Origin of the sequence: Aeribacillus sp. FSL K6-1121, assembly GCF_038003725.1 — a bacterium.
Classification (GTDB): domain Bacteria; phylum Bacillota; class Bacilli; order Bacillales; family Aeribacillaceae; genus Aeribacillus; species Aeribacillus composti.
In genome coordinates, this window is sequence record NZ_JBBOPS010000001.1 from 3,363,188 (window position 1) to 3,382,758 (window position 19,571).

At 39.8% G+C, this 19,571-nt stretch carries 19 protein-coding genes and 1 pseudogene; 13 read left to right on the forward strand and 7 right to left on the reverse strand.

Translation table 11 applies throughout. The features are described 5' to 3' along the window. Positions 1 to 334 precede the first annotated feature (334 nt). The 8 genes and pseudogenes from NSQ61_RS16430 to NSQ61_RS16465 all read left to right on the forward strand — a co-directional run bounded on the left by NSQ61_RS16430 (position 335) and on the right by NSQ61_RS16465 (position 7,147). The gene (locus NSQ61_RS16430; RefSeq protein WP_445659453.1) at positions 335 to 916 is read left to right on the forward strand and encodes a class D sortase; all 582 of its coding nucleotides are present in this window, start codon (positions 335 to 337) and stop codon (positions 914 to 916) included. A 679-nt stretch (positions 917 to 1,595) separates the two neighbouring features. Then, positions 1,596 to 2,084 (forward strand): annotated as a pseudogene (locus NSQ61_RS16435) (sugar phosphate isomerase/epimerase family protein); the annotation flags it as partial. Between the two features lie 496 nt (positions 2,085 to 2,580). Beyond that, complete coding sequence (locus NSQ61_RS16440; protein ID WP_063389097.1) at positions 2,581 to 3,789, forward strand: ABC transporter substrate-binding protein; 1,209 nt, start codon at positions 2,581 to 2,583, stop codon at positions 3,787 to 3,789. A 21-nt stretch (positions 3,790 to 3,810) separates the two neighbouring features. Next, positions 3,811 to 4,473 (forward strand): branched-chain amino acid ABC transporter permease, encoded by a 663-nt coding sequence (locus NSQ61_RS16445; protein WP_340807581.1) that lies wholly within the window; start codon positions 3,811 to 3,813, stop codon positions 4,471 to 4,473. Positions 4,474 to 4,482: 9 nt separating this feature from the next. Further along, positions 4,483 to 4,683 (forward strand): hypothetical protein, encoded by a 201-nt coding sequence (locus tag NSQ61_RS16450; protein WP_340807583.1) that lies wholly within the window; start codon positions 4,483 to 4,485, stop codon positions 4,681 to 4,683. After that, positions 4,680 to 5,678, forward strand: a complete 999-nt coding sequence (locus tag NSQ61_RS16455; RefSeq protein ID WP_340807585.1) for a branched-chain amino acid ABC transporter permease — start codon at positions 4,680 to 4,682, stop codon at positions 5,676 to 5,678. Before NSQ61_RS16450 ends, NSQ61_RS16455 begins: the two co-directional genes overlap by 4 nt. A 10-nt stretch (positions 5,679 to 5,688) precedes the next feature. After that, a complete protein-coding gene (locus NSQ61_RS16460; RefSeq protein ID WP_117016884.1) occupies positions 5,689 to 6,462 on the forward strand; it encodes an ABC transporter ATP-binding protein in 774 nt (257 codons plus the stop codon). Next, positions 6,455 to 7,147, forward strand: a complete 693-nt coding sequence (locus NSQ61_RS16465; protein ID WP_063389093.1) for an ABC transporter ATP-binding protein — start codon at positions 6,455 to 6,457, stop codon at positions 7,145 to 7,147. The genes NSQ61_RS16460 and NSQ61_RS16465 overlap by 8 nt, the downstream gene beginning before the upstream one ends. Before the next feature lie 600 nt (positions 7,148 to 7,747). On the opposite strand, the gene NSQ61_RS16470 is transcribed toward NSQ61_RS16465, so the two are convergent. Both NSQ61_RS16470 and NSQ61_RS16475 read right to left on the reverse strand, forming a co-directional pair. Continuing rightward, positions 7,748 to 8,860: a cobalamin-independent methionine synthase II family protein gene (locus NSQ61_RS16470; RefSeq protein WP_063389091.1), complete on the reverse strand. Its 1,113-nt coding sequence runs from the start codon at positions 8,858 to 8,860 to the stop codon at positions 7,748 to 7,750. Positions 8,861 to 9,048: 188 nt separating this feature from the next. Continuing rightward, positions 9,049 to 9,576 carry a YceI family protein gene (locus NSQ61_RS16475; protein WP_066251402.1) on the reverse strand — a complete coding sequence of 176 codons (528 nt, stop codon included), beginning with the start codon at positions 9,574 to 9,576 and terminating at the stop codon, positions 9,049 to 9,051. A gap of 544 nt (positions 9,577 to 10,120) precedes the next feature. On the opposite strand from NSQ61_RS16475, the gene NSQ61_RS16480 reads away from it, so the two are divergent. Further along, a complete protein-coding gene (locus NSQ61_RS16480; RefSeq protein WP_242009307.1) occupies positions 10,121 to 10,567 on the forward strand; it encodes an alpha/beta fold hydrolase in 447 nt (148 codons plus the stop codon). Between the two features lie 359 nt (positions 10,568 to 10,926). Then, positions 10,927 to 12,108 (forward strand): IS701 family transposase, encoded by a 1,182-nt coding sequence (locus tag NSQ61_RS16485; protein WP_340807588.1) that lies wholly within the window; start codon positions 10,927 to 10,929, stop codon positions 12,106 to 12,108. A 271-nt stretch (positions 12,109 to 12,379) separates the two neighbouring features. On the opposite strand, the gene NSQ61_RS16490 is transcribed toward NSQ61_RS16485, so the two are convergent. After that, positions 12,380 to 13,033, reverse strand: coding sequence for an HAD family hydrolase (locus tag NSQ61_RS16490; RefSeq protein ID WP_311066674.1), 654 nt, complete (start codon positions 13,031 to 13,033; stop codon positions 12,380 to 12,382). Between the two features lie 595 nt (positions 13,034 to 13,628). Further along, positions 13,629 to 14,414: an HAD family hydrolase gene (locus NSQ61_RS16495; protein ID WP_130156406.1), complete on the reverse strand. Its 786-nt coding sequence runs from the start codon at positions 14,412 to 14,414 to the stop codon at positions 13,629 to 13,631. Between the two features lie 182 nt (positions 14,415 to 14,596). On the opposite strand from NSQ61_RS16495, the gene NSQ61_RS16500 reads away from it, so the two are divergent. Then, positions 14,597 to 14,896 carry a hypothetical protein gene (locus NSQ61_RS16500; protein WP_063389087.1) on the forward strand — a complete coding sequence of 100 codons (300 nt, stop codon included), beginning with the start codon at positions 14,597 to 14,599 and terminating at the stop codon, positions 14,894 to 14,896. Positions 14,897 to 15,312: 416 nt separating this feature from the next. On the opposite strand, the gene NSQ61_RS16505 is transcribed toward NSQ61_RS16500, so the two are convergent. The 3 genes from NSQ61_RS16505 to NSQ61_RS16515 are packed head-to-tail and all read right to left on the reverse strand — an operon-like array spanning position 15,313 to position 17,567. Further along, positions 15,313 to 16,035, reverse strand: a complete 723-nt coding sequence (locus NSQ61_RS16505; protein WP_063389086.1) for an amino acid ABC transporter ATP-binding protein — start codon at positions 16,033 to 16,035, stop codon at positions 15,313 to 15,315. Next, on the reverse strand, positions 16,032 to 16,688 hold the full coding sequence (locus NSQ61_RS16510) for an amino acid ABC transporter permease (protein WP_063389085.1): 657 nt from the start codon (positions 16,686 to 16,688) through the stop codon (positions 16,032 to 16,034). Before NSQ61_RS16510 ends, NSQ61_RS16505 begins: the two co-directional genes overlap by 4 nt. A gap of 57 nt (positions 16,689 to 16,745) precedes the next feature. After that, positions 16,746 to 17,567, reverse strand: coding sequence for a basic amino acid ABC transporter substrate-binding protein (locus NSQ61_RS16515; RefSeq protein WP_144597618.1), 822 nt, complete (start codon positions 17,565 to 17,567; stop codon positions 16,746 to 16,748). Positions 17,568 to 17,988: 421 nt separating this feature from the next. Here NSQ61_RS16515 and thiM point away from each other — a divergent pair, with 421 nt between their 5' ends. Further along, a complete protein-coding gene (gene thiM / locus NSQ61_RS16520) occupies positions 17,989 to 18,795 on the forward strand; it encodes a hydroxyethylthiazole kinase (RefSeq protein ID WP_063389083.1) in 807 nt (268 codons plus the stop codon). 16 nt (positions 18,796 to 18,811) lie between these two features. Next, positions 18,812 to 19,462 (forward strand): thiamine phosphate synthase, encoded by a 651-nt coding sequence (gene thiE / locus NSQ61_RS16525; RefSeq protein ID WP_117016874.1) that lies wholly within the window; start codon positions 18,812 to 18,814, stop codon positions 19,460 to 19,462. The last annotated feature ends 109 nt before the right edge of the window (positions 19,463 to 19,571 follow it).

The window sequence follows — 19,571 nt, forward strand, 5'->3', positions numbered from 1 at the left end:
ATCTCCATTGAAAACAAAAAACATCAAATATCAACGTTTTTAAAGGGGCACGTCTATAAGCCGAAAAAGTCTTATAGACAAGCCCCTTTGTCCTTCACAACAATTTTAAATTCTGCCCTTGAGACGTTCTTACTTTTTTACTTATTTCAGATCAATTGAAAACAGACCGACGCCTAGCATTTTTATGGGCTGCTTTAACAGGTTTCCCTAAGAACAGTAGCTGGGGTCCGATTATTTTATTTTTTGGTTTTCTCCGCAAAATGAAGCGGATGTCTTCTCGACTTTTTATGGTAAAATAATTAACAACAGTCTCAATTAAAGGAAGAGGATGCATGTGAAAAATTGGCTGCCCATTTTGTTTATTGGCTGTGGTTTGTTTTGTGTCGCATATGGCGGATGGAAGTTATGGTCAATGCACAGCGCACAAAATGAGGCATTGAAGGAAGCCCATCAGCTTGTTGGTGCAGAAGGTCTAAAGAAAAAGGAGAGAAGCGAAGTTGTACCAAGCGACTTTCAACCGAAAATGGACGAGGTGATTGGCATTTTGCACATCCCGAAACTTAAAGCACAATTGCCGATCGTTGAGGGGACGGATGAAGACGAATTGGAGAAAGGCGTCGGTCATTACAGAGGCACTGCTTTTTCTGGGCAAAACGACCAAATCGTTTTATCAGGACATCGGGATACAGTTTTTCGCAATGTTGGCGATTTAAAAATTGGAGATGAACTCATTGTTGAAATGGAGTATGGTCGTTTCACATATTTAATTCAAGAAACAGAGATTGTTGATGCCGATGATCGAACAGTGATCCGATCTACTGCTCCAAACGAAGTTTTAACGTTAACAACATGCTATCCGTTCGGTTATATTGGAAATGCGCCACAGCGATATATTATTTATGCGGTACCGGCATAATTCAGTGGAAAAACGAGCCCTTGCTTATAAAGCATCAAGGGTTCTTTTTTTTTAATAAAGTCATTCAGCCGTCTATCCGTAACTGTTCATTTAGCATTTGAATGAAGTTAAATGAGCGGTAATTGAATGATAAATTTGGGGCTTTAATTGCAGATTAAGGCGATGTCGATTTCAAATTATTTCATAGTAAGATCCAATAGGCATTCATAAATAAAAAATTCTAATTTTTGATCGGAGAGTTGTTCGAGTTTTGTTTTTCAATATTTCATTACTGTACACGTGCATGTATGCTGGATGTCTCTTGCAATTGGCAGTATATTTTACACTTTACATCTGCATTTTGCTGAAAAAAAGACTGCTAAACTGTCTGGATGAATAATATTGGATTACCTGTTATGACCAGAAACCCGGTTTTTTTCTATTGGCACCCAATGGTTCAGTTATTGCTGTGATTGGATATTTGCCATCGGATACAATGTGTTGCGTAGTTTGAAGAATTGACTTTGTCAATCATTTAAAATGCCGCCTCGGAATATATAACAATTTGTTTTTTATTCTAAAAACCTTTTTTCCCTTTTAACGCTAATAAAGTTTTACAAACAATTAATTTTTAAAAAAGTAGAAAAAGTATTGCTTTATAATCATCTAGTTGTCGGCGGGGGAGCTGTACGTTCAAACGGGATTTTATAAAATTGCTTTTGAAATGCACCCAGGTTTTATTGTTTACAATCCTGAAACTTTATTAAAGTTAAGAGAAAATGTAGGGCCAAGTATTGGAGCGAATTTTGATCCAAGCCATCTCATTTGGCAAGGCATTGATCCTGTTGAAGCAATAAAAAAATTAGGACGTGAAAATGCCATATTTCATGTACACGCTAAAGATACTTATTTGGATCAAGCAAATATACAAGTGAATGGCGTTTTAGATACAAAGCATTACAGTAAAATTTTGGACCGATCATGGACATTTCGGTCGGTTGGCTATGGCCAAGGTGAAAAAGTGTGGAAGGATATTGTAAGTGCCTTGCGTGCTGCCGGATATGATTATGTTCTTTCAATTGAACATGAGGATATGCTGGCATCCATTGATGAAGGATTAGGAAAGGCAGTAAGCTTATTAAAGCAAATTCTTTTTAAAGAAGAAGTTGCTGAAATGTGGTGGGCATAACAGTCATATTGTAAAGGCAATCCCTAGGGAATTTTAAGAGTCCCTAGGTTTTTTTATTTGGGTTACGATGGGCATCACTTTTAATGCTTATTTTTTTGCGGAAAGTCCTCTGCAAATAAAAGCTTAGGATAATCATCTGTCTTTCTTAAACAATTACGAATAAAATTTATTCATTAAGCCATTTGTTTGTATGACGAGTGTAAAAAAAATAAATAATAAAATTTTCGTTATTAAAGAAAAAATGAAGATTGAATGATGAGAAAAACAAGAATTTCCAGCGTTTTCTGCGACGATCATAGATTTCATTAACTATATGTTTTTTTGACGAAATGAATAAAAAATATTGAAATTTTAAAAATTCAGATATATTATAATATTTGAAATATTAGTTCCGGAGGAAAAGGGAGGAGAAAAGATACCCAGGAAAATGAAAGCGTTTTAAAAACGGGAGGCGAATTTTGAAAGCGTTTTACTTGACAAGTACGGGGGGATTTTGATGAAAAAGAAGTTATTTTTGATTATGCTGGTTGTTTTCTTAGCCGTTTTATCGGCTTGTGGCAACAGCGCGATTCAGTCAACATCGAAAAAAGAAGAAGGCGGGAGCAAAAGCGGAGGAACAATAAAAATTGGTGTGCTGCTTCCAGATTCGGGGGTTTATGCTTCACTTGGAAAGCATTTGCACAAAGGTATGGAGCTGTATTTTGACAGCATTGATTGGAAAATTGGATCCAAAAAAATCGAAATTATTAAAGAAGACAGTGAAGCTGATCCGCAAGTAGCATTAAGGAAAGCGAGAAAATTGATTGATCAAGATAAAGTGGACATTTTAACAGGAACGGTAAGCACGGCGGTAGCCTATGCCATTCGCGATGAAGTGGATAAGAAAAAAATTCCGTTCCTTGTTTCGCATGCGGGAGGAAATGATTTAACGAGAAGCAAACGAAGTGACTATATTTGGCGTTCTTCTTTTTCCTCGTGGCAGATTGGCAATTCATTAGGAGAATGGGCGTTTCATAACGTAGGAAAGACAATGTACATTGCAGCAGCAGATTATGCGTTTGGACGGGAAGTATCTGAAGCGTTTAAAGAAGCTTATACTGCCGCAGGAGGAAAAATTGTCGGTGAAGTTTACCCGCCTCTCGGAAACAATGATTATTCCTCTTATTTGACCACGATTAAAAATGCAAAGGCTGAAGCAGTATATGCATTTTTCGCAGGAAGTGATGCGGTGAGATTTGTTCAGCAATACGATCAATTCGGGTTAAAAGAAGATAAGAAATTAATTGGTTCCGGCTGGCTTGTTTCAGAGGACGTGCGGAAATCACAAGGAAACGCAGGAGTTGGAACAATTTCCTCTATTTTCTGGGATTATAGTATAAAAACAGAAGAAAATAGACAGTTTAAAGAGGCTTTTGAAAAGAAATATAATGAACGCCCGACCATTGAAGCATTGGAAGGCTATGATGCTGCCAAAATTATTGCAGAAGCGCTGACAACGCTTGACGGCGACGCCTCAGATCCAGATAAAGTGGTAGAAGCGATTTCTAATGTTGAATTCATAAGCCCGAGAGGCCCGATTAAGTTTGACAAGGAGACCCACCACGTTATTCAAAACATGTATATCATTGAAACCAAGCTTGTGAATGGACAGACGGAAAACGAAGTGATCGAAATTATTGAAGAGGTGAGAGATCCAGGAAAATAGATAAAAAAAGAGGTGATAATCATGGATATTATCGGGGCGCAGCTAGTAAACAGCATTTCATACGGGCTTTTGCTCTTCGTCATTACATGCGGATTGTCGCTCGTCTTTGGCATTTTAGGAGTATTGAACTTGGCGCATGGATCGTTGTATATGATAGGAGCTTATGTCTCATATTCGATTACCGTCCATTCTGGACAAAATTTTTGGCTTGCCTTAATCATTGCACCTTTAGCAGTAGCTGTTTGCTCTCTCATTATTGAAATGATCTTATTGCGGCCAACTTATCAGCTAGGGCACCTGTCACAAGTATTGTTAACATTTGGGCTTGCGTATGTCATTCATGATATGACAGCGGCGATATGGGGATCGGATGTTTTATCGATCCCTTTGCCTCAAAGTTTATCAGGTACGGTAACCTTATTTAATCAAGCCTTTCCTGTCTATCGTTTAGCTGTAATTGCAATAGGTTTAATTTTAGCGGGGCTGTTGTGGTTCATTCAAGAAAAAACGCGCTGGGGGGCGATCATTCGCGCTGGACTGAGCGATAAAGAGATGATATGTGCTTTAGGTGTAAATATTCAACTAGTTTTTACCGTCGTGTTTTTCATAGGGGGATATTTAGCAGGTTTTGGCGGAGTCATTGCTGCGCCGATCCTCGGGCTTTATCCAAGCATGGAATTCTAAACGCTTATTTTGGCATTAGTTGTTCTCGTTATAGGGGGCTTAGGGTCGATCGCTGGAACGTTTGTGGCCAGCTTAACGATTGGGATTGTTGAGACTTTTTGCCGATTTTTAGTTCCTGAGTTAAGCTTGTTCGTCGTTTTCGGATTAATGGCGGTCGTCTTAATCGTCAAACCGAACGGATTGCTCGGAAGGCAGGTGGTTAAGCATTGAACAAAAAAGGTTTCGTTCTTATTGCCGCAGTTATGTTGCTCATCTTTTCCCCCTTTATCTTTTCTTTGTTTTATTTAAATTTGGTAACTGAAATTTTAATTTTAGCTATTTTCGCTCTTAGTTTAAATATTTTGGTCGGATATACCGGGCTGGTTTCGCTTGGCCATGCGGCGTTTTTTGGAATCGGGGCTTATATGTCCGCAATTCTTGCAAGGGAGATATCTCCAAACTTTTTCCTTACTCTTTTCGCCTCACTTGCGGCTGCAATCATTGCATCCGCCATCATCGGAATTTTTTGCGTAAAGGTGAGCGGCTTTTATTTTCTTATGTTAACATTGGCTTTTTCGCAAATGATTTATTCATTTGTCCACCAGTCAACGACTATCACGGGCGGTTCAAACGGATTATCAGGCATTCCAAGCCCTTTAATTGGATCACTTGATTTTTCAAACCCGGTTTACTTTTATTATTTGATATTGCTTTTGTTTATATTGATCTACGGCGGTTTAAGCCTCATCGTACACTCTCCTTTTGGGCAAGTATTAATAGGGATTCGCGAAAACGAAACAAGATTGAAATCGATGGGCTATCATACAACACTATATAAGCTTGCCGCATTTGTTTTAGCCGGCGGGCTCGGCGGAGTAGCAGGATCGTTATATACAAGCTTTAACAGCTTCATTTCGCCTAGCGATGTATATTGGACGATGTCTGGCTCTGTTTTAATTATGGTTCTTATCGGCGGTTCCGGAACAATGATCGGGCCCGTTTTGGGAGCAGCATTTATCGTCATTTTAGAAACGATTGTCAGCTCTTATACGACCATGTGGATGATGATTATTGGGATTATCTTTATCTTGTTTGTCGTATTTTTCCCAAAAGGAATTGTCGGGCTTGGAAAATTGCTCTTTCAGTCATTTTCAAAATCCAACAAGCTGTCAGCTATTTCCGGAAAAAAATCCAATGCGTTGTATAACAATGATGTGAAGAATTGAGGGATGGGGCATGGAGAATCCTGTAATCTTGAAGATTGATCGCGTCGGCATGCATTTTGGCGGTCTTGAAATTCTTAAGGATGTTTCATTGGAAGTGAAAAAAGGTGAGCGGATAGGCATTATCGGTCCGAATGGAGCCGGGAAAACGACCTTTTTCAACATTTTAACCGGCGACCTGAAGCCGAGCAGCGGGTCCATTTATTATAAAGGAGAAAATATAACGAATGTTGCCAACTTTAAACGGACAAACGCCGGAATCGTTCGCACCTTTCAACGAAACAATTTGTTGAACGAACTGACGGTGCTTGACAATTTATTATTAGTTTTACAGCGGAAACATCATTTGCAAAACGTGTGGTTTAAAAAGAGAAACGAAAAAAAATACCCGAAGCTTTTCGAGGAAGCAAACCAATTGATCAAAACTTGGGGATTGGAAAAGCGTGCAAATGAAATAGTGAAAAAGCTGTCATACGGCGAACAACGGCAAATCGAAATTTTGCTTGGCATTGCGATCAATCCGCAAGTTTTATTATTAGATGAGCCGACTGCCGGCATGTCGCAGGCGGAAACGGATTATATTGTCGATTTGCTGCACAATTTGCCGAAGGACTTGACCGTTCTAATTATTGAGCATGATTTGGAGGTCGTATTTGGACTGGCGGATAGAATGGTCGTTTTATATGACGGAGGAATTCTCATTGACGGCGATCCAAATGAAGTGAGAAACGACAGGAGGGTGAACGAAATATATATTGGAAAGGAGGAAGCGGCAGCACATGCTTAAAATTTCAGATTTAAATACATTTTACGGCGACAGCCACGTCCTCCATAATGTTTCGTTAACGGTTGAACAAGGCAAGGTAACCGTCCTGCTGGGAAGAAACGGAATGGGGAAAACAACAACGATTCATTCTATCATGGGAATCATTCAATCAAAAAAAGGAAAAATTGTGCTTGAAGAACAGGAAATTCAATCAAAGACGAGCTTCCAGGTTTCGAAATTAGGCGTTGCTCTTGTTCCGCAAGGGAGAAGAATATTTCCGAATTTGACTGTAAAGGAGAATTTAATGACCACTTATAGGCCTGCCGAAAATGGCTGGACATTAGAACAAATTTATGACACGTTTCCAAGGCTGAAAGAAAGAGAAGCATCGATGGGAGGGGCTTTGAGCGGAGGAGAGCAGCAAATGCTCTCAATTGGACGCGCTTTGCTAACGAATCCTAAATTACTGCTGCTTGACGAGCCGTCAGAAGGATTGTCCCCATTGATGGTTCAGGAAGTGAAACGGATTATTCGTGAATTAAAGAAGCAAGGTCTTACAATGCTTTTAGTTGAACAAAATTTATCGATGGCGCTTGAGCTTGCAGACCGCATATATATTTTAAACAAAGGCTCGATCGTGTTTGAAGGCTCTCCCGACGAATTAAGCTCTGCTGTAAAGCATAAATATTTGCTGTTAAGTTCGTAAATTGCTCAGAAACATCTGATGGTGATGCTGTCAAAAAGAAAAAGGGGCTCTTAGAAAGTAAAATCGCCATTGAAAACAAAAAATCATAAACACCGATATATCAACGTTTCTAAAACATTAATGGGGGCTAATAAGCCGTAAAATCGACTTATTAGCCCCCCCTTTTTTACATATTTTCCAGAATAATAGAACGGAAGAAACTGGTCATTACGGTGATTTTCCTAAATAAACTGATGAGCGGGCAGCACCTTATTTTGCAAAAATAAATTGTCGGCGATTTGCAATCAAATTTTCCAAAAGAAAAACAGAGCTGCTGCAATTTACGGGTATCATTTCTAGAAATATTGATTCTTGATGCATAACCCGAATAGAGCTTTCGCAAAGCAGAAAAAGGTTCAATTTGGAACTCTTACATGCTGCAATTGCTTCGGAATGAACGATGAAACCAATCAATATAGGTAAAGCAAGCTGCTGCCCTTTATCGAAATTCCGCCACATTCTGTCCGCAAGCCTCGCTTAATCGATAGTTCATTGCACGAAATTCACGTTCGACAGGCTCTTAACATTACACACTTATGTAAGTATTTCTTTAGTAAACGATTATTTCCAAACCTCTTCGGCAATTTCTACGACATGGCGAAGTTTTGCCCATTGCTCGTCCTCTGTGAGCAGGTTTCCTTCCTCAGTTGATGCAAAACCGCACTGAGGGCTTAAGCAAAGCTGATTGAGATCAACAAATCGGGATGCTTCATCAATGCGCCGTTTAATTTCATCCTTATTTTCTAATTCTCCAAATTTTGACGTGATCAAGCCGAGAACGATGGATAAATTTGACCGGTTTACGAAGCGAAGGGGTTCAAAGCCGCCGGCTCTTTCGCTGTCGTATTCCAAAAAGAAGCCGTCCACATTTACGCCTTCAAACAATATTTCCGCCACTGGCTCATAGCCGCCGGATGAAATCCAAGTGGAACGGAAATTGCCTCGGCATATGTGCATCGTAATTCTCATATCATCAGGACGATTGGCAACAGCTTCATTAATTGTTTTCGCATACAATTGTCCTAACGTATCCGGATTTAAGCCGCGGGCCCGCATTTGCTCCTTTTGCTCTTCTGAACAAAGATATGCCCATGATGTATCATCCAGCTGCAAATAACGGCAACCGGCATCGTAAAATGCTTGAATCGCTTTTTTATACGTTTGGGCTAAATCGTGGAAAAACTCGTCTTGATCTTCATAAGCGCTTTTTTCAATCGTCCCTCTGAAATGAAGCATGCTCGGGCTCGGGATAGTCATTTTGGCTGTATGGCCGGAAGCGATGCTGTTTAGAAACTTGAAATCTTCAAGCATCGGATGGCCGTTGAAATCTAGTTTGTCAACAACTTTAATAGAATGAGATTTTGTTTGTTTTTGATGGAATTGGATTCCGGTCTCTGTGTCGTATCCTTCCACACCTACTAAATTTTCAAGGAAGTCAAAGTGCCACCAAGCTCTTCGGAATTCGCCGTCTGTCACCGCTTTGAGGCCAATTTCCTTTTGTTTTTCGACGATGCGTGTGATTTCTTCGTTTTCCACCTCTCTTAATTGCTCAGCTGTTATTTCCCCATTTGCTTTTTTCAATCGGGCTTGTTTAATTCGGTCTGTTCTTAACAGACTGCCTACATGATCTGCTCGGTAAGGCGGCAAGTGGCGTTGCAATGATTGATGGGACATATGCTGTTTTCCTCCTTCTCCGGTTGAAATATTATGAATAATAACAAAAAATAAAAGAAAAGTAAACTTTATAAGCAGGGGGATTTTTCATTAGAGAGGTATGAATGACATTTTTTGCTACATTTTCTTAAAATAAAAGCCCTCAGCCGCCATGTGCGGCAAAGGGCAAATCACTTGCCTGCGAAAGATTAGCTAATGACAAATTCGAAGCTGCCGAATAATTTTACATCTTTGCCGATGAGGAATCCTCCTGTTTCAAGAGCAGCGTTCCATGTTAAACCATAATCTTCGCGATTGATTTTTCCTTCTACATCAAATCCTGCGACAATGCTTCCGTCCAACGGGTTTTTCGATTGACCGTTGAATTCTACTTTGAATGTTTCGGTTCTAGTAACATTTCTAATTGTCAATTTTCCTGTTACTTCATAGTCATCGTCGGAAACCTTTTTAATAGATTCGCTGACAAACGTGATGACCGGATAGTTTTCGACATCAAAAAAATCCCCGGAACGAAGATGGTTGTCTCTGTCTTCATTTTTTGTGTCAATAGAAGAAGCTTGAATTGTTACTTTTACTTTTGCAGATTCGAGCTGATCAACATCGCCGTCAACTTCTACATCAAATTGAGTGAATTCTCCCTTTGCTTTGGAAACCATTAAGTGTTTTACTTGGAAAGAAATAGAGCTGTGCACCTTATCTAATTGAAAATTTGCCATTTTTTATTTTCCTCCTTTTGTTTTGATATTATCATAACCGAAAAATATCTCGAATTCAAATATTTTTATATAAATATTTTTTGACAAGGTAAAAGAAAAAAGAACCAATTTTGATAAGATATTCTTTAAGTAGACAGTGGACAAGGCCCATATACTTAGAGGGGATTTTTTTGAAACGAAAAGAGCAAACATTTCGTCATTATTAAGAAAAAGGCTCTGCTTCCTTATTGACGAAAAGCACCCTTTAGAAAATTCGCGTTTTTTATTTTTGTTTAACCTCTGCAAGCAATTGGCTTATTGCAAAGGAATCAGGGCGGGAGAGATGGTTCGAATGGCGTTGGCATAGCCGATCAATAGAATGTTTTATAGAGAGAAGTGAAAGAATGAACAGTAAAAAGAAATCTTGATTTTGGATAATTCCAAAAAATATTTTTTTGTTTATGATTACAGCGGCTCTGATTTGAGGCGTTTTCCATCACATCATGACAGTGTATAAGCAAAATATCCACCATTAGGACAATTAGTTGAAGTAGATGGAAAGAATATGCACGTTTATACAAAAGGTGATGGAGAAAACACGATTGTGTTATTAAGCGGTTTAGGCACAGCAGCTCCCGTGTTAGATTTCGACCCCTTAGTAAATGAATTGGCAAAGAATCATAAAGTGGTCGTAGTAGAGAGCTTTGGATATGGTTGGAGCAACGTAACGAATAAGGAACGAACAGTGGAAAATATAGTGGAGGGAATTAGAACCGCTTTAAAATCAAATATAGAAGGTCCTTACATATTGATGCCGCACTCTATTTCTGGCATATACAGCATGTATTATGCTAATGCATACCCAGATGAAGTGAAAGCAGTTATAGGGATTGATTTCACCTTGCCGCAGGTTTTAGAGTATTTCGGCGAGTCAGCTCCAACAATGTCCGAATATATGAAGTATGTTTTCACCAATTGGAATTGCACGATTGGCATTATATATCATTCCTGATGATTTCCTTCCTAGTAGCTGAAAAAGGTACTTATTCCGAAGAGAATTTAACAATGACCAGGCATATCAGGCGGGAAAGTTAAATTGACTGTTTGCTCAATATATTTTTTATTTCATTTGCTTCTTGTTGTATCCTTTGTCTTGATTTTTACTTCGAAAGAAGATCGAGTGAACGAAGATGGGAAATCCAATGTAACGTTTTATCAAACGAAATTAAGCCGCAGTTTTTCAAGTAAAATACTGTAGATGAGCAAATTCACTAACATAAATTTACATCCGAACAAAAAAGGAGACATGAACCCGATTCCTTGATTAGAATAGATGTGTCACCAAACCATTCTCAAGGAGGTTCATGTCTCATGAATAGACTACCACATCACCAAGGAATCGACAAGTTTTTCGCAATGTTGGGGCTGGCCCTTTATTTCTCTAAGCCGGTCATGAAGCATCTCGTTCATATTATCGATGCGCTGACAACGAAAGGATTTGTGGGAACCTTGACCGATCTGCATCATGAGAGCTTTCATCCCAACCATCGAACGACACTGAGCCATTTTTTCACGAAAAGCCCTTGGGATGAAGAAATCTTGCTTCGCAAACTCCAGCAGTGGATGCTTCGTCATGTGGAACGAACGGCCAAGCGAAAGAATCACCCCATTTTTGTTTCGATCGATGATACGATCTGCCGAAAAACGAAGCCTTCGTCACAGGCGAAACACGCTATTGAAGGGTGTAATTGGCATTATTCTCACGCGGACAAAAAGTCGATTTGGGGACACTCTCTCGTCTGGCTCATGGTTCATACGATGACGCAAGCCTTTCCCTTTGCGTTTCGCCTCTACGACAAGGCGGATGGGAAAAGCAAGGGTCAATGGGCCATCGAGATGCTTTCTTCTTTGGATGTGCACGGTTCTGTTTATGTGCTGATGGATTCTTGGTACCCATCGAAAACACTCGTGGAAGCCTGCCTGAAAAAAGGATTCCACGTCATTGCGATGCTCAAGACGAATCGGGTTCTTTATCCAAAAGGCATCGCCATCCAAGCCAAACAGTTTGCCCGCTATATCGAACCGAACGACACCCATCTCGTCACGGTGGGAGAAGAGCGTTATCGCGTGTATCGCTACGAGGGAGCGCTGAAAGGTCTCGATGATGCCGTTGTGTTGTTGGCTTGGAAAGCCGATCAGCCGATGACACCTGAACATCTTCACTGCGTCTTGAGCACCGACCGGGAGCTAAGCGATGAAGAGATCTTGCGCTACTATGCCCAGCGTTGGTCGATCGAATGCTTTTTTCGACAAGCGAAAGACCAGCTGAAGCTCGATGGGAACCGCGTTCGTCAACGTCGGGCGGTGAAACGGTATTGGATCTTGGTGCAACTCGCTTATGTGTACAGTATGGTCGAATCCAACAGCGATTTCTCTACCGGGCTTGACTTCCTTCGAAAGAAGAAAGGACATAGCCTCGTGGAGTTTATTTACGATGCAGCGAAACAAGATATTCCCATTGATGTCGTTAAAAAACAGCTTCATGTGGCATAAGGGGTACCCTGTTTGTCTCTTTTGGTATGGTAATTATTGTTATGAAAATTGTTCAACTACAGTAAAATAGTTACTTTAGAAGGAAATCATTATCTTCATTGGACTCGTTATAAAGAAATGAGTGCACACGTAAATGATTTCACGAAAACATTTGCAGGTGGTGTTCATTGAGGAAGCAGCTAGATAAAGGACCTCCTTGGGGGGTTCTTTATCTAGCGAATTATCAAATATTATTTGATAGAGCTTAGCATTAATACGAGATTTTAATTCTTTATTGTTCAATAAATTTTATGACATCGCTCAAACTTTTTTCTGCCATGGAATGAAGTCGCAAATCATAATTTTCGAAAGGTAAAGACTCCGTTACTGGATTTGGCACAATTACGCATTTCAGTCCAGCAGCTAGAGCTGCTTGGAGCCCATTTAAAGAATCTTCAAATGCTAATGCTTCATTTGAGCTGATGTTTAAGGCATCAACTGCTTTTAAATACAAATCAGGTGCCGGTTTTACCTTCTCAACATCATCCTGTGTGATAATAGTATTAAAATAGTTTAACACCCCAAGTTCATCTAAATAATGAGTTACCCACTCCCTTGTGGAGCTTGAAGCAATAGCAATTTTATATCCTAAATTGTTTGCTTCTTGCAAATAATCCTTTACACCTTCACGTGCCTGAGGTGTTTTCATCTTTTCTTTATAAATGCTTTCTGCTTTGGCATCAATTTCCTCAATATTACAGCTTTCTCCCAATTGTTGTTTGAAAAACTCGTAAAGTACTGTATTATCTGACCCAACGCTTTTTACATATTGTTCAAGGGGCAAATCAACATTATAATAACCTAAAGTTTCTTTATAAGCCTCAAACCAGGGAGTCTCTGTGTCTATAATTAAACCGTCGAAATCAAAAATAATTGCTTTTATCAAAGCTTTTTCTCCTTTCCACTCATGAGGATAAAATAAATACACCTTCATAAACTATATGCAATAAAGTTAACTCAGTATGTTCCAGTAATTCTGAACACCAATCGATTGCTCATGATTTCAATAATAGTCTAATCGTTTCTTTTTATGCGGATAAAGGAATATATATTGTATCGGTTCACGCTCATAATTAGGAGCACATTTCCTGACCTTTCAGTTTATTTCGTCAAATAAATTCGGTCCTCTCCCTGCCGCAAAACCTTCATCGCCCGTTTTTTCTCTCCAATGTGAACAAAGATGACTCACTTCGTTTTGAAGATGAGGGAAGACCAGTTTTCTCTTTTCTGGTATTCGTCTAAGCAGAATAGAAGGACTCGGTCACATGGCAGCCGTTTTGGCAAAGACATCTGCCTGGATCACGCTGCATCGAGTCCTTTTTTTCCTTAAAATAGAAATGTTGTATTTTTCTCACTGTAAAACAACATCATGAACAATTTTTGCATTGTGCTCCAGCTGAATACCGAAACACAGTTTTGCATAATCTTTTTTTACAACTGTCTATTTGGCAGGGAAAAGACTATTTACACAGTCTTCTTACTTATTCAACGAGACCAAGCTTTTTCAAACCGTGATAGACACCGGAATTTGTTACGTCTGTTGTTTGGTGCTTTGCATATGGCAAAAGGTTTGGATCTGCGTTCCCCATTGCAAAACCTTCGCCGACTATTGAGAGCATCTCTTTATCATTCATGGCATCGCCAAAGGCAATGGCGCTTTCTTTTGGCACGCCAAGATAATTTAATATTGCTTTGACAGCTTTGCCCTTATTGACCTTTTCCCTAATGACATCGTAGCATTGGGCCAGGCCTTCGATATTCACTTGGGATAAGTATATAAGATCGTCTTTTTCATAAAGAGAAACATCGCGATCAGCTAAATTTAATATCGTCATTCCTAAAACTTGATCGATGATATCATATGAAAACAACTCATTTTTTTGTAAATGAAATTTTTGAATGAAATTTTTCATAGCAGGGGAATCAAACGAGCTAAGGACATTTTTTTCTCTTGTATACATGACGAGCTCATGTCCATGGTGTTTGGCGGTATGCACAAAGTTTTGAACAAGATCTGGATTCATCGGCTCTTTTAAAATCTCGCGGCCCCTATAAACCGTAAATGCGCCGTTATAGCCAATAAACGATTGAACGTTCAGCTCTTTGCCGATATGCGAAATTTCATGCAAAGGTCTCCCTGTTGCCAGAAAGACCTCTACACCTTGTTTCTGAACTTCAGCTACAGCTCTTTTCGTAGATTCTTGAATTTGATCATCCGGTGTCAAAATTGTTCCGTCTATGTCCAAAAATAAAAGTTTATATGTCATCTCCATAAACTCCCGTTAAAATTTATTTTGTTGTAAGATTTTATCATAAAATAAAAATTGTGAAAACTCTAACAAGATGAATTGTCTTGCAAAAATAGTTTTTGTGCCGGGCTGAAGAATGTTTGAAACATTTCAATTCGCAAATTCGTATATTGAAAAAACGGATACAGAGGTGGATTTATATGTCAGTAGTCAACATTTTAAAATGGGTAAGCGGGGGTCTTGAAGCATTTTTCGGAATTCCAGTTATAGGTGGAACGATTATATTATCTTTCCTATGGACGCCTTTGGCGTTTATGTTTGTACTGCACCTTGTGACGTTGATTTTTGCCATTATAACAAATAAAAACAAGCATGGCAGCATTTTAGGAATTATTACTTCCTGCATTGCATGGATTCCGATTGTTGGAATGGTGATGCATATCATAACGGCAATTTTCCTTTTGATCGATGCATACCGTGAGTTTAAATATGAAATTTAATGTTTTTTTGCTTACAGGGTCTTAGACCCTGTTTTTTTTTAGAAAAAAAGTTACTGACCTAAAAAAATTGGATGTGTTATCGGCATCTGTGCCTTCTGCTTTCTAATCCAAGATGAGAAATGTCAGTCTTCAAAAACTGAACAACTTTGGTACAAGCCGCGATGCTACGACAATTCAAATAGTACTTCCAAGCAGGAACTTCAGGCTGGGAAATATACGAAAGGCTTACCGTCCAAACACTTTTGGATGCTGATGGCAAATAATATATGAAGAACGAGTGCGTAGTGCGTAAGAGGGGAGAAGCTCCATTGAGAAAAAGATAAAGGACAAGCTTTTCGGCTTGTCCGAAATGAATTCGTATGAGATTTGATTGAAAAGGAGTTTAAGTCAACCCGCATGCCGGATACTTGCCTTATTCACAGCACTTTGCTTAAAAAAGCTTTTGTTCGTTCGTGTTTAGGATTGTTAAAAAGCTCGCTAGGTGTGTTTTCCTCTACAATATATCCGCCGTCCATGAAAATCACTCGATCGCTCACTTCTTTGGCAAATCCGATTTCATGCGTCACGACGACCATCGTCATTCCTTCCGCCGCTAATTCTTTCATAACTGTTAACACTTCACCGACCATTTCTGGATCGAGGGCGGATGTAGGTTCATCGAAAAGCATGATTTTAGGATTCATTGCAAGAGCGCGGGCAATGGCAACGCGCTGTTTTTGGCCCCCTGATAATTCGCTTGGATAGCTTGAAGCTTTTTCGCTTAATCCCACTTTTTTCAGCAGCTGCAAAGCTTTTTCGTTTGCTTCCTGTTCCGAGACTCCTTTTACTTTTATCGGAGCAAGTGTAATATTTTCCAACACTGTTTTATGCGGAAATAGGTTAAACTGCTGAAACACCATTCCAACCTCTTGGCGAACTTTATTAATGTCCAAGTTTGGATTTGTAATATCTTGACCGTTCACGATAACCTGTCCTGCCGTAATGTCCTCAAGCTTGTTTAAACAGCGAAGAAACGTGCTTTTGCCTGAACCGGATGGACCAATGACGCATACAACTTCTTTTTCTTTAATGTCTACACTGATGTCTTTTAACACTTCAAGATTCCCAAAGCTTTTCTTTAAATGTTTTACTTGAATCATCCGGTTGTTGTTCTCCTTTCAACAAAGCTTAATAATTTGCTTAAGGACAATGTCAGAACAAGATAGATGAGCGCAACGGTGAGGTATGGCTCCCAAACGATATAATATTGCCCCTGCATAGCCCGTCCCCAATACATCAGCTCAGGGGTGGCAATGATGGCGGCGATTGACGACTCTTTTATTAAAATGACGAATTCATTGCCAAGAGGCGGAATCATCCGTTTCGTCGCCTGCGGCAAAATGACATAGCGCATCGCCTGTTTATGGCTCATACCGAGAGATCTTGCAGCTTCCATCTGTCCTTTATCAATCGATTGAATACCTGCACGGAATATCTCTGCAATGTAGGCGGCAGAGTTTAAAGAAAGTGCAACAATTGCTGCTATAATTCCATTCGTATCACCGATTAGCAGCGGTACGAGCCCGAAATGAACGAGCAGCATCTGGACAAAAAGAGGCGTGCCTCTGAAAAATGTAACGTACCATGAAAAGGGCAGGCGAATAAATTTATTTTGAGCAATTTTCCCGATGCCGATAAAAAGACCCAAAATGGTGCCGATGGCGATTGCACCAAGAGAGAGCCCAATTGTTACAAGCGTTCCTTGGAAGAAAAAGGGTGCATATTCAGCTATGAGATCAAAACGAAAATTCATACATATATCTCCCCGCGTGCATTCCGGACAAGCAAAATACCTGTGGAATGCTGAAAATTATTGCTGATTTTTTAATATATCGATATCTGGTTCGACACCAAACCATTTTTTATAAATCTCACTGTACGTTCCGTTTTCAAACAGTGTATTGATCGCTTTGTCAAGTTCTGGTTTTAATTTGCTTCCTTTCGCGAACATTAGACCGTAAAACTCCGAATCGAAATTTTCCGGATCTTTAATTGCTTTCAATTTTTTGTCCGGATTATTTTTAATATATTCATTGACAACCGCGTTATCGGCCACAACTGCGTCTGCGCCTCCGTTCAGAAGTTCCATGATCGCGAGGACGTTGTCTTCAAATTTTTTAACCGTTCCATCGCCGGCAAGTATTTTTTCAGCGGCTGTCTGACCGGTTGTTCCGTTTTGGACAGCAACTTTTTTGCCTTTCAGATCAAGCGCATTTTGAATATCACTGTCTTCAGGAACTAAAATCATAAGAGTTGATTCAAAATACGGAACAGAAAAATCGTATGTTTGCTTTCTGTCTTCAGTAATGGACACAGAGGAAGCTGCCAAGTCAGCTTGTTTTCTTTGAACTTCAGCAAACATTGGATCCCATCCGGTATGTTTAATGTCTACTTTGTAACCGGCCTCTTTAGCCACAGCGTTTATGAAATCAATATCAAAGCCGACAACTTTACCTTTGTCGATATATTCAAACGGAGCGTATGCTGCGTTTGTAACAACCTTTAACGTTTCTTTCTTCTCACTGCTTGCTCCTTTATCGTCTTCAGAACCTCCTGCACCGCATGCTGAAAGTATAAGCATTAGGCTTATAAAAACAGCAAGTGCAATTATTTTGCTAAAATATTTTTTCATAAGTACCTCCTTATAAATGAATCAAAGAATGAAATTCGTTTCGACATTCACTGGTCTATTATAAATGAAAGATGTATATTCTTTCAATAACATGCATATTGATTCGAAATTATTGTTTTATTTGAAATTATATCATAAAAAGTGTCATGTTAAAATGAACAATTGCAGGCGGATAAAGAGCAAATTTTTCATGAAGAAGACGAAAATTTGGATTGTAAATAAAAAGAGAGTATAATAATTGGCAGAAATTATCATAAAAAAGCAGGTACGGAACTTTTGGCATCAACCTGAAAATACAAATTCTTCTGTCTTATCGTTCGAATTTGTTGGGGAATTACGGCAGTTGTTGGAATAATTTCTAATCCATGATGCACTTTGCAGCTTGGACAAGGTGCTTTAGCTTTCTAGAAGGAGTGAGAAAATGAATAAAGAACAATTGATTTTGGCGCTAGAAAAGGTTCGCGCCCAAAATCCTCTCGTCCACAACATTACGAATGTCGTCGTCACCAACTTTACTGCAAACGGTTTGCTGGCGATCGGCGCTTCTCCGGTTATGGCGTATGCAAAGGAAGAGGTTGCGGATATGGCGAAAATATCCGGCGCGCTCGTTTTAAATATTGGCACATTATCTCCTGAAGTAATCGAAGCAATGATCATTGCAGGAAAATCAGCGAATGAACACGGGGTTCCAGTCATTTTAGATCCTGTCGGTGCGGGCGCCACCCCTTACCGGACGGAAGCTGTTCGGGAAATATTAAAGGAGGTTCGCATCTCAGTTATTCGCGGGAATGCACCTGAAATTGCCAATGTGATAGGTGAAAAGCTTGCAATGAAAGGGGTGGATGCGGCGGATTCAGCTGCTGATCCTGTTTCGCTGGCCAAAAAAGCGGCCGAAGAGCTGAATACAGTTGCAGTCATTACCGGAAAAGAAGACGTGGCAACGGATGGGAAGACAACGTATTTGATTCAAAACGGCCATCAAATTTTAACAAAAGTTACCGGAACAGGCTGTTTATTGACTTCCATTATCGGTGCTTTTTCAGCCGTTGAAAAGGACTTTCTTGCTGCTTCAGTAGCCAGCCTCGTCACTTATGGGGTCGCTGCAGAAATCGCATTTGATTTAACGGAAGAAAAAGGTCCTGGAAGCTTTCAAATCGAATTATTGAACCAGCTGGCAAAGGTGACGGGAGACGAGTTGCTGAAAAAAGGGTCTTTTATAAAAAAATAAAGCAAAGGTGATAAACATGGCGCGAGTGTCGGCAAATAAAATGCGGGAGCTGCTAAAGGTGTATTTTATTATGGGCAGTGTAAACTGCAAAAGGAAGCCTGCTGATGTGCTTGAAGAGGCGATTGCAGGCGGAATTACGCTTTTTCAATACCGTGAAAAAGGTGCGTGGGCTTTAACAGGCGAAGAAAAATGGCGGCTTGGAAAAGAGCTGCAGGCTATTTGCCAAAAACATCACATTCCATTTATTGTCAACGATGACGTTGATCTGGCTATTGAACTAGATGCAGACGGCGTTCATATCGGGCAAGAGGATGAACCGGCTGATCTTGTCCGGAAAAAAATCGGTGACAAAATTTTAGGCGTTTCTGCACATACAATTGAAGAGGCGCAAAAGGCGGTTGTCCAAGGCGCTGATTATATCGGTGTGGGGCCAATCTTTTCTACAAACACGAAAGAGGATGCAAAAAAGCCACAAGGTCCAAAATTGATTGAAAGCATGCGCAAACAAGGGATCGACATCCCTATTGTCGGAATTGGCGGGATCAACATCGCCAACGCCGGTCAGGTGATCGCTAGCGGAGCAGACGGCATCTCCGTCATTTCTGCCATTTGTCTAGCGGATGATGTTAAGGAAAGTGCAGCTCAACTGAAGAAAGCAACGATGTGAAACATTTTTTTCAATAAGATTTTGTGGATATAAAATATTTACATATAGGATCGGCTTTTGAAAGTCGGCGAAAGGGGATTTCTTTTATAAACGTAAAAAAGGAGCGGCA

Bases quoted from the DNA above. Each gene is read 5' to 3' on its own strand.
- thiE (WP_117016874.1), top strand. From the start codon at position 18,812: ATGGCGCGAGTGTCGGCAAATAAAATGCGGGAGCTGCTAAAGGTGTAT.
- NSQ61_RS16510 (WP_063389085.1), bottom strand. From the start codon at position 16,688: ATGAATTTTCGTTTTGATCTCATAGCTGAATATGCACCCTTTTTCTTC.
- thiM (WP_063389083.1), top strand. From the start codon at position 17,989: ATGAATAAAGAACAATTGATTTTGGCGCTAGAAAAGGTTCGCGCCCAA.
- NSQ61_RS16495 (WP_130156406.1), bottom strand. From the start codon at position 14,414: ATGACATATAAACTTTTATTTTTGGACATAGACGGAACAATTTTGACA.
- NSQ61_RS16515 (WP_144597618.1), bottom strand. From the start codon at position 17,567: ATGAAAAAATATTTTAGCAAAATAATTGCACTTGCTGTTTTTATAAGC.
- NSQ61_RS16500 (WP_063389087.1), top strand. From the start codon at position 14,597: ATGTCAGTAGTCAACATTTTAAAATGGGTAAGCGGGGGTCTTGAAGCA.
- NSQ61_RS16485 (WP_340807588.1), top strand. From the start codon at position 10,927: ATGAATAGACTACCACATCACCAAGGAATCGACAAGTTTTTCGCAATG.
- NSQ61_RS16460 (WP_117016884.1), top strand. From the start codon at position 5,689: ATGGAGAATCCTGTAATCTTGAAGATTGATCGCGTCGGCATGCATTTT.
- NSQ61_RS16465 (WP_063389093.1), top strand. From the start codon at position 6,455: ATGCTTAAAATTTCAGATTTAAATACATTTTACGGCGACAGCCACGTC.
- NSQ61_RS16475 (WP_066251402.1), bottom strand. From the start codon at position 9,576: ATGGCAAATTTTCAATTAGATAAGGTGCACAGCTCTATTTCTTTCCAA.
- NSQ61_RS16480 (WP_242009307.1), top strand. From the start codon at position 10,121: ATGCACGTTTATACAAAAGGTGATGGAGAAAACACGATTGTGTTATTA.
- NSQ61_RS16470 (WP_063389091.1), bottom strand. From the start codon at position 8,860: ATGTCCCATCAATCATTGCAACGCCACTTGCCGCCTTACCGAGCAGAT.
- NSQ61_RS16505 (WP_063389086.1), bottom strand. From the start codon at position 16,035: ATGATTCAAGTAAAACATTTAAAGAAAAGCTTTGGGAATCTTGAAGTG.
- NSQ61_RS16440 (WP_063389097.1), top strand. From the start codon at position 2,581: ATGAAAAAGAAGTTATTTTTGATTATGCTGGTTGTTTTCTTAGCCGTT.
- NSQ61_RS16445 (WP_340807581.1), top strand. From the start codon at position 3,811: ATGGATATTATCGGGGCGCAGCTAGTAAACAGCATTTCATACGGGCTT.